Raw genomic sequence first — 13,719 nt, 5'->3', positions numbered from 1 at the left:
TTGGCGTTGGCCGACTGATTCTTTTCTGGCATGTAGGCGTAATGGACGGAGTGATCTTGCAAAAGACGCTCTCACCTTCACTGCGAAGAGGCACGGCCCCTCTTATCTACCTTCCACATCTAAACGCAAGAACACCCCGGGCCGCTTTGGCTCAGGGTGTTCTTGGACTTGCCTGGGGCTTAGCCCTGGGTGTCGTCCTTGCCTTCGGTTTCGGGAGTGTCGGCCTTCTTGTCGCTGCCCAGACCAAACTGCGCAAACAGGTCGGCGTACACGTCGCCCAGCTTGGTGCTGATCTTGCCGCCCTGCTGGGCGTCCTTGGCGTTGTAAGCGTAGTCGGCGTCGCCACGGCGACCGCCACGGCCACCGGCGCCGCGTGGGCCACCCTGCCCGCCACCGCTGCTGTAGCGGTCGCTGCGGGCGCCGCCACCCTGCGACACGTAGTCGCGCTGGGCGGGGACGCTGCCGCCACCCAGGAAGCGGCGACGGCTCAGGCTGGCGCGCTGTTCCACAGGGTCAATGTTCAGAATGACGGCTTCAATCTCGTCACCCTTCTTGAACAGGTCGGCGGGGTTGTTCACGCGCTGGGTGTCCAGTTCGCTGATGTGAATCAGACCCTCAATGCCTTCCTCGATTTCCATAAAGACGCCGAAGTCGGTCATGCCGGTGATCTTGCCCTTCACGGGGGTGCCGGGTGGGTAGCGGTCAGGCAGCGCGCTCCAGGGATCATCCGTGGTCTGACGAATCCCGAGGCTGATGCGGCGGTCCTTGGGGTCAATGCGCAGGATGACGGCCTCAACTTCGTCGCCTTCCTTCATGACTTCGTTGGGGTGACGCACGCGCTTGGTCCAGCTCATTTCGCTGACATGGACCAGCCCTTCCAGGCCCGACTCCAGTTCCACGAAGGCGCCGAAGTTGGTGAGGTTGGTGACCTTACCGTTGACCTTCTGGCCAATGCTGTAGCGCTCGGTGGCGCCTTCCCAGGGGTCCTGGGTGAGGGCCTTCATAGACAGGTTGATGCGCTCGCGCCCACCGTCGACGTCCATGACCTGTACCTGCACCTTGTCGCCCACCTTGACCACGTCGCGGGGGTGGTTAAAGCGGCCGTAGGTCAGCTCGCTGCGGTGAACCAAGCCGTCAATACCGCCCAGGTTCACGAACACGCCGAAGTCGGTGATTTCCACGACTTCGCCTTCAAACTGGGCGCCGGCTTCCAGCTGGCCCACGGTTTCTTCACGGGCCTTGGCCTTCTGGGCTTCCAGAATGGCGCGGTGGCTGATGATGACGCGGTTGCGCTTGCGGTTTAGCTCGATGAGCTTGACCATCAGCGGCTTGCCCACGTAGGGGTCAAGGTCGTTGACGCGGCGGGTGTCCACCTGGCTGGCCGGGAGGAACGCGCGAATGCCTTCAACCTGCGCGACCAGGCCGCCGCGCACCTTTTCCAGCACCTCGACCTCAAAGGCCTCGCCCTGTTCCTGCATCTTTTCAAGAACGCGCCAGCCCTTGTCCTGGTCGGCACGCTTCTTGCTCAGCACAATCTGGCTGTTGGGCAGGTCAACGCGCACCACGTAGGCCTCAATCTGTTCGCCGGCCTTGTACATCTCCTGGGCCTGCTCCAGCGTGACCGGCTCGTCGCCGAGCTGGTTGAGGGGAATGATGCCCTCAACTTTTGCACCAATGTCCACGGCGATGCCTTCCTGGCCAATGAACACGATGGTGCCGTCCACGATGTCACCGCGCGTGACGCTCTGGGGCTCCTGCGCCTCACTGGCGAGGATGTCCTCCATGGTCATCGCGGGGTACTCGCGCTCCTCCACGGGGGTGGGGGCGCTGGGCTGGGTGGTGCCCGTCGTGGGCTGAGTCCCGCCTTGCTGGGCGGGGGTCTGGGTGTTGTCTTCCATGAACTCCTGTCCTCCTGAGTGCGGGGGCACTGCGGCCCCTGCACTGGCCTGATACCTGCTCTCCTTGCGAAGCTGACTCTGCGGTCATGACCTGGCAACGGGCGCGGCAACACCTCAGTGTATCAGAGTTTGGCGAAGCGCGCCAACTGCGCTCTGAACGCGGTCCAGCGCTGTTTTAACGTGGAATCAGTCCGGGGCCGCGCTGGCCCGGTGTTGGGGGTGAGCCTTGACGCCTGCCGCTCCGGGCATCTATACTCCCTGACGCTGCTTTTGGCAGCAGTCAGAGTTGCGTTGGGGCATCGTCTAATGGCAGGACGACGGTCTCTGACACCGTTAATCTAGGTTCGAGTCCTAGTGCCCCAGCCAGTCAGAACCCACCCGTTCGGGTGGGTTTTTGCTTTGTTCTATTGGCGTTCTGTTGGCGCTTTTATCAAGTGCCCTTATAGGGCCCGTTCCATCTCCAGGCGGTCCAGGCCACGCCCGTAGCCCTCGGGCGTGCGCTGCCGGACTTCAAAGCCCAGCCGCTCATAGAACGGCGCTGTGAGCTGGCTGGTGTCCAGGCAGACCCGGCGCGCGCCCAGGTCGCGCAGCAGACGCAGGCGGGCGTCGACCAGCACAGTCCCCAGGCCCTGACCCTGCCGCTCGCGCGCCACCATGCCCCAGACAAAAAAGCCGGTCTGCATGTCGTCGTCCAGGGCCACGCCGCCGCAGGCCACCACCTCGCCCTCTATCTCTACGACGAGGTACTGCGGGGTCTCGTTCAGGTCGGTCTCGAAATCGGCGCGCTCGGTGGGCAGAAAAAAGTCCGGCACATTGCTCAGAAAAATGCGCAGGCACGCAGCGCGGTCCTGCGGTGTCAGCGGGCGCACAAGAGGCTGGGGCATGGCCCTATGTTGTACCTGTGGCAGCGGTTCCATTCGGCGTTACACTGGACGGCATGACCCAGGTTGCCGCGCCCGAATGGTACAAGAGCGCCGTTTTTTATGAACTCTCGGTCCGGACCTTTGCCGATGGTAACGGTGACGGCAAGGGTGATTTTCCAGGCCTGACCGGCAAGCTGGATTACCTGAAGAATCTGGGCGTGGACTGCCTGTGGCTGCTGCCCTTCTACCCCAGTCCCCTGCGAGACGACGGCTATGACGTGGCGGACTACACCGGCATTCACCCGGACCTGGGTACCCTGGAGGATTTCAAGGTCTTCTTGCGCGAGGCCCATGGGCGTGGCCTACGGGTGATTGGCGACCTCGTGACCAACCACACCTCCTCGGACCATCCGTGGTTTCAGGCGGCGCGGCGCGGCCCAACCTTGCCCGACGGCAGTCCCAACGAGTACCACGACTATTACGTCTGGAGCGACACCGGCACCGAATACGCCGACGCGCGCATTATCTTCACCGACACCGAGACGAGCAACTGGACGCGGGATGACGTGAGTGGGCGCTTTTACTGGCACCGCTTTTTTGCCAGCCAGCCGGACCTGAACTTCGACAATCCGCGCGTGGTGGACGAGCTGCTGAGCGCGGCCCGGTTCTGGCTGGACCTCGGCGTGGACGGCTTCCGGGTGGACGCCGTGCCCTACCTGATTGAGCGGGAAGGCACCAACTGCGAGAACCTGCCCGAAACCCACGCCATCCTCAAACAGATGCGCCGCCTGGTGGATGAAGAGTATCCGGGGCGCCTGCTGCTGGCCGAGGCCAACCAGTGGCCCGAGGAAGTGGTGGAGTACTTCGGCACTGACGCCGAGCCGGAATTCCACATGTGCTTTAACTTTCCGGTGATGCCCCGGCTATACATGAGTCTGAAAAAAGAGGACACCACCTCGATTCGGGAGATCATGGACCGCCTGCCGCAGATTCCGAAGTTTGGGCAGTGGGCCACCTTTCTGCGCAACCACGACGAACTGACGCTGGAAATGGTGACCGACGAGGAGCGCGCCTTCATGTACGCCGCCTACGCGCCGGACACCCGCATGAAGATCAACGTGGGCATTCGCCGCCGCCTGGCCCCGCTGCTCGACAATGACCGCCGCCGCGTGGAACTGCTGACCACGGTGCTGCTGGCGCTGCCCGGCAGTCCTATTCTGTACTACGGCGACGAGATTGGCATGGGCGACGACCTCTCGCTGGCCGACCGCAACGGAGTCCGCACCCCCATGCAGTGGAACGCCGGCATGAGCGGCGGCTTTTCGACCTGCCCGCCCGAACACTGCTTCTTTCCGCCGATTGGCGACCCGGTGTATGGGTACGGCCGCGTGAACGTGCAGAGCCAGGAGCGCGACCCCAGCAGCCTGCTGAAATGGACGGCCCGCCAGTTGGAACTGCGCCGCGCCCACCCCGCGTTTGCCCACGGCGAATTGCAGTTCATCGACACCGACAACCCGGCCATTCTGGCGTTTACCCGCACCACCGCCGACGAAACGCTGCTGATTGTCAGCAACTTCGCCGCCAACGCCCAGGCCGTCAAGCTGGACCTGCAGGCTTACGCTGGACGCATGCCTGTGACCCTGGCCGGAGGCAGCCATCTTCCGGCGGTGGCTGAAGACCCCTACGCCATGATTCTGGGCAAGTACGACTATTACTGGCTGCGGCTGAACTGAAGAGAGGCGTGCGGAGGGGCCAGGATGTTTCTGGCCCCTCCGCACGCCCTCCCGCCTTTAAATCCTGACGGTGACCCGCGCGCCGTCGTCTTCCAGATGCACGGTGTCGATAAAGCGCACCACGCGGGTGGCGTAGCCCATCACCAGGGTGTGTGTTCTGGCCCCGCCGCCAAAGCGCCGCACGCCGCTGAGCAGTTCGCCGTAGGTAATGCCGGTGGCGCTGAAGACAATCTGCTTGCCGGGCGCCAGTTCGTGGGTCTTGTAGACGCGGGTCTCGTCTACGCCCATCGTCTTGAAGCGCTCTCGCATGGCGTCATCCTCGGCGATAAAGCGGCCCTGAATCTCGGCGCCCAGGCATTTCATGGCGGCGGCGGACAGCACGCCCTCGGGGGCGCCGCCGGACCCCATCAGGGCGTGGACGCCCGTGCCGCGCACGCCCACCTGAAGGCTGGCCACCACATCGCCGTCGCCAATCAGCTTCACGCGGGCGCCGGCGGCCCGCACCCGGCGAATCAGGTCAGCGTGGCGCTCGCGGTCGAGGATGGTGATCATCAGGTCCTCGATGTCGCGTTCCAGGCTCTGGGCCAGGACGTTCAGGTTGGCCTCTACGGGCCACTCCAGATTGACCTTGCCGGCGGCCGGCGGCGGCACCACCAGTTTGTCCATGTAGCAGTCGGGCGCGTGCATCAGGCCCCCGCGTTCGGACAGCGCAATGACCGCCAGGCCGTTGGGCAGGCCCTTGGCCGTCACCGAAGTGCCCTCGACGGGGTCCACGGCGATGTCCACCTCGTACTGCCCGGCGCCCACCTTTTCCCCGATGTAGAGCATGGGGGCCTCGTCCATCTCGCCTTCCCCAATGACCACGGTGCCCCGGATGTCCAGAGTATTGAGCAGTTGGCGCATGGCCTCGGTGCCGGCGCCGTCCACCGCGTTCTTGTCGCCCATGCCCATGCGGCGGCTGGCGGCCAGCGCCGCGCCCTCGGTGACCCGCGCCGTTTCCAGCACCAGCGCATGTTCAAAGTTGTGGGAGGAGGTGGGCGCCTCGGCGCCCTTGTGCCGCTTGACCGTCATGGCCTGAACCTAACACGGGGCAGCAAAAAACCGCGCCGGGAGCGGTTCCATATAGGCGAGAGCAGAGGTGTTCAGGCGGCGCGCCGGTCGGCCGCGTCTCGGTCAGGCGGACGGTGCCTGAGAACACCGGGAAGGCGGCCCACACTGCACAGGCTGTCAGACTGGAGGCCATGTCCGAGACTGCTTTTGTGACTGGCGGCCCCTATCCCGTCCGGGAAGGCAACCGGCTGGAGCTGCTGCTGGACGGGGAAGCAGCATTCGAACGACTGTGTCAGACGGTAGAGGGCGCCACGCACTACGTCTGGGCGGCCATCACGTTCATGTGGCCGGCCTTTGAATTTCCGCAGGGCCGGGGTCATCCCCTCGCTTTCCTCCACCGGGCCGCCGAGCGTGGCGTGGAGATTCGGCTGCTGTTCTGGCGCCCCGACGAAGAAACGGCGAGCCTGAGAAAAAATGCTTTCTGGGGCGCGCCCGAACATCTAGGGCAGCTTGAAAGCCTCCACCCGAAACTTCACGTGCGCTGGGACCGCGCGGCGCCGGGGTTCTGTCAACACCAGAAGCTGTGGCTGGTGGATACCGGTGAAGCCTCGTCCAGCGCCTTTCTGGGGGGCCTGAACCTCAATCCTCATTCTCTGGCGCGGCCAGGGCACCGGGGGGCGGGGCAAAACCATGACCTCTATGCCGAACTGCGCGGGCCGGCGGTGGCCGACGTGCAGCATAATTTTGTCCAGCGCTGGAACGGAGCCAGTGAACGCGACGGGGGAGAGAGGCGCGGCGCCGACCTGCCCTTTCCCGTGCAGCTGCCCCCGAGGGCCGAAACTGCCACAGTTCAGATTCGGCGGACCACCGCGCCGCACCGGTATGACGGCGGCCCCGCCCCGATTGGCGGGCAGCCCCTGGACGGCGCTGCTGGCGAGCGCACCATCTTTGTGCAGTACCTCCAGGCCATCCGGCAGGCGCGGCGCTCCATCTATCTGGAGCATCAGTACCTGGAGGTGCCCGAACTCGTGGAGGCGCTGCGCGGCGCCCTTAAACGGGGCGTCGAGGTGGCGGTGGTGCTGCCGGCAACCCCGGATGTTCCTGCGAGCGCCTACGTCACTCCTGAGCGCCGGGCCTTGTTTGAGGCCAGGGCGGCCCTGGGAGAATTTCCGACCTTCTCTCTGGTCGGGCTGGCCGGGCAGGATGACACTGGCCAGCGTCGGGCGGTCTGGATTCACTCTAAAATCATGCTGATTGATGACCAGTGGGGCACCGTCGGCTCGGCCAACCTGCACCGCTTTTCCATGTTCGGCAACGGCGAACTGAATGCCGCCTTCTGTGATGCGGCCGTCGCCCGCGCCTTCAGAACCGAACTGCTGGCCGAGCATCTGGCGCTGGACACGTCGGCCCTGGATGATGTGGAGGCGCTGCGGTTGCTGCGGCGGGTGGCTGCTGGCAACAGGGCGCGGCTTGAGCAGGGGAACAGCGCGTGGCAGGGCATCGCCGTCGCGCTGAAGATCGGCCAGTACGTGCAGGGCGGGGACCCGCTGACGGCCGGGCTTTAACCTCCTACCGCAGCACGCCGGCCCACACCAGCAGGCCCCACAGGATGACCGGAATGGCCAGCGACCCAGCAATCAGTTTCAGGAGGCGCCACCAGTCGTTCAGGAACTCCCGCATGCCTCCAGCGTAGCAGGCGCCCGCCGGGACATTGGGGGCCGCCTTCACGCTGTCTTACCCCAGCCGCCCCCGCCCGGCAGCCGCTGCTTAGACTGGCCCCTATGACGATCAGCGACCTGGCTGGCAAGCGCGCCCCGCAGCGCCTGCTGACGAATATTCCCCGGCTGGTGGCCCACTATTACGAGACTCGGCCTGACCCGGCCGACCCGGTGCAGCGCGTGGCCTTTGGGACCAGCGGCCACCGGGGCACCAGCCTGAACGGCACCTTCAATGAGGCGCACATTCTGGCGACGGCCCAGGCGGTGGCCGAACACCGCGCGGCGGCGGGGATTGAGGGGCCGCTGTACATGGGGCTGGACAGCCACGCGCTGTCCGAACCTGCCTGGATCAGCGCCCTACAGGTGCTGGCCGCCAATGGCGTGCGGGTGCGCGCTCAGCCGGGCGTGCTCACAGCCACCCCGCTGATCAGTCACGCGATTCTGGAACACAACCGCGCCGGCGGGGGAAGTGCTGGGCACAGCCTGGCCGACGGCATCGTGATTACGCCCAGCCATAACCCGCCGCAGGACGGCGGCTTCAAATACAACCCCCCCAGCGGCGGCCCGGCCGATACCGACGTCACGGGCGCCGTGCAGGCCCGCGCCAACGCCATTCTGGAAGGGGAACTGCGTGAGGTGAACCGCCTGAGCCTGGAAGACGCGATGGGCGCGCTGGAAGACTTCGATTTCATCACGCCGTATGTGCGCCAGTTGCCGGAGGTGATTGACATCGACGCCATCCGGGCCAGCAGCGTGCGGCTGGGGGTGGACCCGCTGGGCGGCGCCAGCCTGCCCATCTGGGACGCCATCGCCGCTGAGTACAGCCTGAACCTGCAGGTCGTCAACCACGACCTGGACCCGCGCTTTGCCTTCATGAGCGTGGACCGTGACGGCAAGATTCGCATGGACTGCTCCAGCCCCTACGCGATGGCGGGGCTGCTGGCCCTGAAAGACGACTTCAATGTGGCCGTGGGCAACGACCCCGACGCAGACCGCCACGGCATCGTGACGGCCGCCGGCCTGATGAACCCCAACCACTACCTGGCCGTCATGATCGAGTACCTGTTCACGCACCGCCCGGAGTGGCGCCCGGACGCCGCCATCGGCAAGACGCTGGTGAGCAGCGCGCTGATTGACCGGGTGGGCGCCGGGGTGGGCCGCCGCGTGGTGGAGGTGCCGGTGGGCTTCAAGTACTTTGTGGGCGGGCTACTGGACGGCTCATTTGGTTTTGGCGGCGAGGAGTCGGCGGGGGCCAGTTTCCTGCGCCGGGGCGGCCACGCCTGGACGACCGACAAGGACGGCATCATTCCGGGCCTGCTGGCCGCCGAGATGACCGCCACCACCGGCAAGACCCCCAGCGAACGCCTGGCCGACCTGAGCGCCCGCTACGGTGAGACCGCCTATGACCGCCAGGACGCCGCCGCTACCCCAGAGCAGAAGAGGGTGCTGGCCAGCCTCAGCCCCGAGCAGGTCACGGCCACCACGCTGGCCGGCGACCCGATCACCGCCCGCCTGACCCGCGCGCCGGGCAACGGGGCGGCCATCGGCGGGCTGAAGGTCACCACCGATTCGGCCTGGTTTGCGGCGCGGCCCAGCGGCACCGAGGACGTGTACAAGATTTACGCCGAGAGCTTCAAGGGACCAGACCACCTGGCCCAGGTGATGGCCGAGGCGCGCGACGTGGTGAACGCGGCGCTGGGGCAGTAGGAGAGAACAAGCTGAAGTGGCCGAGCAGGGCTTCACGGGGCACCTGCCCTTTCGCTGTGGATGCTGCCCAGCGCACTGTTGGGCCATGAACGCAGAGCCAGGTGGGGTGGTGGCGGGGGTACTGGTGCTGGTGGCTGGCCTGCATGTGCTGTGGGGCCTGGGCCTCTTCTGGCCAGCCCGCGACGCCGGGCACCTGGCCCGAATGGTGATAGGAGGCCGTGACGCCCGCGACCTGCCCCCGCCGGTGGCCTGTCTGGGGGTGGCCGCCGCGCTGCTCTTGGCAGCGGCGCTGGTGTGGCTGGCCCCAGAGGGCGCGCCGCTGGTGCGTCTGGGGGCTGGGGCCGTGGGAGGCGTGCTGTTGCTGCGCGGCGCAGGTGGGTTTTTCATGCCCCTGCTGGCGCCGCAGTTCGGCACCCAGCCGTTTGCCCGGCTGAACACCTGGGCGTATTCGCCGCTGTGCCTGCTGCTGGGCGGCGTGGTTCTGGTCAGCCTGGTTTGAGGGCGGAACCCAAAGTGGCTGAGAGTTCCACCCACTCAACCGCTCTGAAGCGAACAGAGTGAGTAGTTGTGAAGCAAAAGTGGCCTGGGCCCCAGGGTGGAACTGGCCGCCACTGTGAGTCGCCAGGCTTCCCGCATGGTCTGCTATATCGCTGGCCTCATCCAGTCCACAGAGGGGGCGCTGTGTGAACCGGCGCCCCGAGCACCTGTGCGCCTTCTCATGAATACTCGCGCCAGGTCAGTAAGTTTTATGTGAGCAGGTCCGGTTTATGGTTTCTCCACGTTAACGCTTGGCCGCCGCCGCGTTGCAGGAGGAATACCCATGGAAGACAGTGGCATCTTGCCCCACACCTGGAACAGTTCGTATCTCGTGATGGGCTACCTCATCCTGGCGCTGGGGTCGTACCTGGCCCTGGAATTTGCAGGCCGGGCCGGAAGCAATATTCGCAACGTGGCGAACCGCTTCTGGCTGGTCGGGCAGGTGCTGGTCTTCGGCCACGTGCTGTGGGCCACCCATTTTCTGGCCAAGATGGCCTTTGGCCTGAACACGGCGCTGACGGTGGATTACCGCTTTATGATCCTGACCGGCGCGCTGACGCTGCTGGCCCTGTTTCCGGCGTTTCTGGTGGTGTACACCGGCCGCTTTTCGTTCTGGCGTCTGGGTCTGGCCGGTACGGTCGCTGGCGGCGGCCTGGCACTGATGCACTATGTGGGCCGCTTTGGTGATTCGGCCGCCGGAACGGAAATTCAGGTCAACGGGTGGCTGATGGCGGCGTTCGTGCTCGTCTCTATCCTGGTGAGCAGCGGCGCCCTCTACCTGTCGCGCCTCGTGGCCTTCAGGGGTATGCAGCAGCTTAACCGCGTTCGTCAGGTCGCTGTTCAGACCGGCGGCGCGCTGCTGATCAGCGCCGGGTTCTTCGGGGCCGCGCTGCTCGGGATGGCCTCCCTGAGTTACCGGATCACCGATGTCCTGAAAGTCGGCAACGCCGCCGCCGGCGCCGATGTTCAGCTGCTGACTCTGGTGACCATCGTGATCTCCTTCCTGCTGCTGGGTCTGGCGGTCACCAGTGTCCTCATGGACGCCGGCCGCAGCGGGGACGACGAACTCGACTTCGGTGACCTGGGCGCCAGCGCCGCCGACTAACCCCCGCTTTCTTCCCCCTTTGCCCTCCACTCTCTGAAGTTTTGAAAGGACCCTTTGCTCATGGCACGAATCCTGATTGTTGATGACTCCCCGGCCGACCTCAAGTTCCTCGAAACGGCGCTGCAAGGTGCGCGCCACCAGGTCACGGCCCTGAATGACCCTGCCCAGGTCGAAGCCGTGGCCGACCAGGTGCGCCCCGAACTGCTGATGGTGGACGTGGTCATGCCCGGTCGCAACGGCTACGAAGTGGTGCGCGGCCTGCGCAAGCAGCCCGGCATGGAAGCCCTGAAGGTGGTCTTCGTGTCCAGCAAGGGCAACGAGACCGATGTGAAGTGGGGCCTGCGTCAGGGCGCTGACGACTACCTGGTCAAGCCATACACCCCCGAGCAGCTGATGACGGTCGTGCAGAAGCTGGTCGGCTGATGCAAAGCGCCCTGCTCGTCCGCGTGCAAGGTGAGCGCTTTGCTCTGCCGCTGTCGGGCGAGCAGGCGATTGCTGAACTGGGGCCTGTGACGCCCCTGCCGCACGGCGAGCCGCTGCTGCGTGGCCTGACCACCATCCAGGGCCGCGCGGTGCCGCTGCTGGACCTGAGCCCCCTGCTGGCCGCCGAGGAAGGGGCAGGCGCCCCCCGCCTGGTCGTGCTGACCAGCCTGGAAGGTGACCGCGTGGCCCTGCTGGTCCACGAGGTGTACGGCGTGACCAGCCTCCCCAGTCCTCCACCCAGCACCTCGCTGCTGATTGATATGCCTGGCGGCCCGCTGCTCAACGCCGCCACCCTGGCCCGCGAAGTGCGCGGTCACCTGGGTTCCTGACCCCGCACGGCTCTTTCGTCTCTCCCGCCCCGGAGGCCCACCCATGCAAAACTCCCTGCCATCCCATACGGTTCGTCTCACCCGCGCCATGCGCCGCAACAAAGATGCCCAGCGCGTCGGCTGGCTGGGGCAGCTCCGCGTGGGCCAGAAGCTCTCGCTGGCCGTGCTGGCCTTCGGTCTGCCGCTGACCGGTCTGGTGAGCGCCCTGCTGACCGAGCAGCAAAAGGACATCACCTTCGCGCAGCGCGAGCTGGTCGGGATTCAGCAGTTCGCGCCTCTGCGCGACATCAACAGCAACCTGTCAAGCTTCGTGGACACGGCGCTGGAGCAGGACACGGCCGGCGCCGACAAGGCGGCGGCGGCGGTGGACCGCGCCATTGACCAGCTTGAAGCCCAGGTGGCCCCCGAATACCGCGAGCGCGTGCAGGCCCTGCGCCGCGACTGGAAGATTCTCCCCGACTCGATTGGCACCCAGCCGGACCTGGCCGTGCTGCAAACCTACGGGCAGCTGCTCTCGACCTACCAGCGCGACCTGAGCGAAGACCTGCTGACCCAGTCGGGCCTGATGCTCGACCCGGAGCCGGCCGCCTTCTTCGTGATGGAAGCGACCCTGCGCAACCTGCCGCGTATGTCCACGCTGCTGAACCTGGCCTACCTGACCGTCGAAGCCGGCAACCGTGAAGCGGGCGACGACAGCGCGTACATCAACGTGCTGCGCGACCTGAACGTGCAGCTGCTCGACAGCGTGGCCGCCTACAACGCCAGCATGGAACGCGCGGTGCGCTACGACCCCACGCTGGCGCCGCTGGGCGAATCGGCCCAGAAGCTCAGTGACGCCGTGACCCCGGCCGTGGCCGACCTGGGCGCCGCCATTGAAGCCAACAGCCTGAAGGGCGTGAACGTCAACAGCATTGAAGGCGGGGCGCTGCTGCAGGTCACCTCCTCGTTTAACAGCGGTGTCAAGGGCCTGGTCGGTGAGATTCAGGACCGCGCCGACCGCACCCAGCGCGCCCAGTGGATCACGCTGGCCGTCATCGTGGCCGCGCTGATTCTGGCCTTTACCCTCCTGATTCGCCTGTCCCGCTCTATCGTGAAGCCGCTGTCGGCCCTGACCCGCGCCAACCGCGCGCTGTCGCAGGGGGACCTGAACGTGCAGGTGCCGGTGCAAACCCGTGACGAACTGGGCTTCATGGCCCACACCTTCAACGGCGCGGCCGTGCAGCTGCGTGAAAACGAAGCGAAAAACGTTCTGGAGCGCGAGGAGGCCCTCAAGCTTCAGGGCAACATCGGGTCGTTCCTCGACGTGACCATGGACATCGCGGGCGGCGACCTGACCCGGCGCGGCGTGGTGTCCGAAGACGTGCTGGGGAACGTCGTAGACTCGATCAACGTGATGGTTGACGAGCTGGGCGCGGTGCTGGGGGAAGTGCAAAAGGCCTCGCAGTCGGTGACGACCGCCAGCCGCGACATGCTGGGCACCACCGACCAGATCGTGCAGGGCGCCGACACCACCACCGCCGAAACCCGCCGCGTGGCCGATCAGGTGCGCGTGGTGACCGAGGGCTTCCGCGAGATGGCCGAGGCCGCGCAGCAAAGCGCCGAGTCCGCCCGTCAAGCGCTGGAAGCCTCGCAGCAGGGCCGCGAAGCCGTGCTGGGCACCCTGGACGGCATGCAGAACATCCGCCGCGAGGTGCAGGGCGTCTCCAAGCGCATCAAGACGCTGGGCGACCGCTCGCTGGAAATTCAGGAAATCGTGGACACCATTTCGCGTCTGTCCAGCCAGACCAACCTGCTGGCACTGAACGCCTCCATTGAGGCCGCCGGTGCAGGCGCCGCAGGCAGCCGCTTTGCGATCGTGGCCGACGAAGTGCGTAAGCTGGCCGATTCCTCGGCGCAGGCCACCGCGCGCATCGCCAGCCTGATCCGCACGGTGCAGCTGGAAATCACGGAAGTGGTCAGCTCGGTGGAAGACGGCACCCGCGAGGTGGAGCAGGGTTACCGCGTGGCCTCGGCCGCCGGGGAGCGCATCGAGCAGCTGGGCAAGCTGGCCGCCGAATCCGCGCAGTTTGCCGAGCGCATTAACGCCGCCACCGCTGAGCAGGTGCGCAGCGTGGAGCAGGTGGGCCAGGCCGTCGAGCAGATCGGTCAGGTCGCCGAGGCCTCGCACGCGAGCGTGCAGCAGGGCCGTGACGCCGCCCAGCGTCTGCAGCACCTGGCGCAGAACCTGCTGCAGGGCTTGTCGCGCTTCAAGCTGCCCACGAACTAAAGCGCCTGAGGCTGGGCCGAGGTGACCTGC

The 13,719-nt window shown here is 66.1% G+C and carries 11 protein-coding genes and 1 tRNA gene; 9 read left to right on the top strand and 3 right to left on the bottom strand.

Annotated features, from left to right (window positions below; all coding sequences use genetic code 11):
* Nucleotides 1-179 precede the first annotated feature (179 nt).
* Nucleotides 180-1,898, bottom strand: a complete 1,719-nt coding sequence (locus K7W42_RS16640; RefSeq protein ID WP_224575967.1) for a 30S ribosomal protein S1 — start codon at nucleotides 1,896-1,898, stop codon at nucleotides 180-182.
* Nucleotides 1,899-2,190: 292 nt separating this feature from the next.
* On the opposite strand from K7W42_RS16640, the gene K7W42_RS16635 reads away from it, so the two are divergent.
* Nucleotides 2,191-2,264, top strand: a tRNA-Gln gene (locus K7W42_RS16635).
* A gap of 74 nt (nucleotides 2,265-2,338) precedes the next feature.
* On the opposite strand, the gene K7W42_RS16630 is transcribed toward K7W42_RS16635, so the two are convergent.
* Entirely contained in the window at nucleotides 2,339-2,782 is a 444-nt protein-coding gene (locus K7W42_RS16630; protein ID WP_224575966.1) for a GNAT family N-acetyltransferase, read from the bottom strand.
* A gap of 53 nt (nucleotides 2,783-2,835) precedes the next feature.
* Between K7W42_RS16630 and treS the strand changes: the two genes are divergently transcribed.
* A complete protein-coding gene (gene treS / locus K7W42_RS16625) occupies nucleotides 2,836-4,494 on the top strand; it encodes a maltose alpha-D-glucosyltransferase (protein ID WP_224575965.1) in 1,659 nt (552 codons plus the stop codon).
* A gap of 57 nt (nucleotides 4,495-4,551) precedes the next feature.
* Here the strand turns inward: treS and glpX are convergent, their stop codons facing one another.
* Nucleotides 4,552-5,565, bottom strand: a complete 1,014-nt coding sequence (gene glpX / locus K7W42_RS16620) for a class II fructose-bisphosphatase (RefSeq protein ID WP_157460080.1) — start codon at nucleotides 5,563-5,565, stop codon at nucleotides 4,552-4,554.
* A 170-nt stretch (nucleotides 5,566-5,735) separates the two neighbouring features.
* Between glpX and K7W42_RS16615 the strand changes: the two genes are divergently transcribed.
* The 7 genes from K7W42_RS16615 (at nucleotide 5,736) to K7W42_RS16585 (ending at nucleotide 13,689) form a co-directional block, all read left to right on the top strand.
* The gene (locus K7W42_RS16615) at nucleotides 5,736-7,109 is read left to right on the top strand and encodes a phospholipase D-like domain-containing protein (protein WP_224575963.1); all 1,374 of its coding nucleotides are present in this window, start codon (nucleotides 5,736-5,738) and stop codon (nucleotides 7,107-7,109) included.
* Nucleotides 7,110-7,325: 216 nt separating this feature from the next.
* Complete coding sequence (gene pgm, locus K7W42_RS16610) at nucleotides 7,326-8,969, top strand: phosphoglucomutase (alpha-D-glucose-1,6-bisphosphate-dependent) (RefSeq protein WP_224575962.1); 1,644 nt, start codon at nucleotides 7,326-7,328, stop codon at nucleotides 8,967-8,969.
* 85 nt (nucleotides 8,970-9,054) lie between these two features.
* Entirely contained in the window at nucleotides 9,055-9,468 is a 414-nt protein-coding gene (locus K7W42_RS16605) for a DUF3995 domain-containing protein (RefSeq protein WP_224575961.1), read from the top strand.
* 321 nt (nucleotides 9,469-9,789) lie between these two features.
* On the top strand, nucleotides 9,790-10,611 hold the full coding sequence (locus K7W42_RS16600; protein WP_224575960.1) for an MHYT domain-containing protein: 822 nt from the start codon (nucleotides 9,790-9,792) through the stop codon (nucleotides 10,609-10,611).
* A 60-nt stretch (nucleotides 10,612-10,671) separates the two neighbouring features.
* Nucleotides 10,672-11,034, top strand: a complete 363-nt coding sequence (locus K7W42_RS16595; protein ID WP_224575959.1) for a response regulator transcription factor — start codon at nucleotides 10,672-10,674, stop codon at nucleotides 11,032-11,034.
* Nucleotides 11,034-11,423 (top strand): chemotaxis protein CheW, encoded by a 390-nt coding sequence (locus K7W42_RS16590; protein ID WP_224575958.1) that lies wholly within the window; start codon nucleotides 11,034-11,036, stop codon nucleotides 11,421-11,423. The genes K7W42_RS16595 and K7W42_RS16590 overlap by 1 nt, the downstream gene beginning before the upstream one ends.
* A 43-nt stretch (nucleotides 11,424-11,466) precedes the next feature.
* Nucleotides 11,467-13,689, top strand: coding sequence for a methyl-accepting chemotaxis protein (locus K7W42_RS16585; RefSeq protein ID WP_224575957.1), 2,223 nt, complete (start codon nucleotides 11,467-11,469; stop codon nucleotides 13,687-13,689).
* The last annotated feature ends 30 nt before the right edge of the window (nucleotides 13,690-13,719 follow it).

This window comes from Deinococcus betulae (genome assembly GCF_020166395.1).
Lineage (GTDB): Bacteria > Deinococcota > Deinococci > Deinococcales > Deinococcaceae > Deinococcus > Deinococcus betulae.
The sequence above is the reverse complement of the archived record's forward strand: the minus strand, read 5'-3'. Positions and strand labels throughout refer to the sequence as shown.

Bases quoted from the DNA above. Each gene is read 5' to 3' on its own strand.
- K7W42_RS16595 (WP_224575959.1), top strand. From the start codon at position 10,672: ATGGCACGAATCCTGATTGTTGATGACTCCCCGGCCGACCTCAAGTTC.
- K7W42_RS16600 (WP_224575960.1), top strand. From the start codon at position 9,790: ATGGAAGACAGTGGCATCTTGCCCCACACCTGGAACAGTTCGTATCTC.
- treS (WP_224575965.1), top strand. From the start codon at position 2,836: ATGACCCAGGTTGCCGCGCCCGAATGGTACAAGAGCGCCGTTTTTTAT.
- K7W42_RS16615 (WP_224575963.1), top strand. From the start codon at position 5,736: ATGTCCGAGACTGCTTTTGTGACTGGCGGCCCCTATCCCGTCCGGGAA.
- pgm (WP_224575962.1), top strand. From the start codon at position 7,326: ATGACGATCAGCGACCTGGCTGGCAAGCGCGCCCCGCAGCGCCTGCTG.
- K7W42_RS16605 (WP_224575961.1), top strand. From the start codon at position 9,055: ATGAACGCAGAGCCAGGTGGGGTGGTGGCGGGGGTACTGGTGCTGGTG.
- K7W42_RS16630 (WP_224575966.1), bottom strand. From the start codon at position 2,782: ATGCCCCAGCCTCTTGTGCGCCCGCTGACACCGCAGGACCGCGCTGCG.
- K7W42_RS16640 (WP_224575967.1), bottom strand. From the start codon at position 1,898: ATGGAAGACAACACCCAGACCCCCGCCCAGCAAGGCGGGACTCAGCCC.
- K7W42_RS16585 (WP_224575957.1), top strand. From the start codon at position 11,467: ATGCAAAACTCCCTGCCATCCCATACGGTTCGTCTCACCCGCGCCATG.
- K7W42_RS16590 (WP_224575958.1), top strand. From the start codon at position 11,034: ATGCAAAGCGCCCTGCTCGTCCGCGTGCAAGGTGAGCGCTTTGCTCTG.
- glpX (WP_157460080.1), bottom strand. From the start codon at position 5,565: ATGACGGTCAAGCGGCACAAGGGCGCCGAGGCGCCCACCTCCTCCCAC.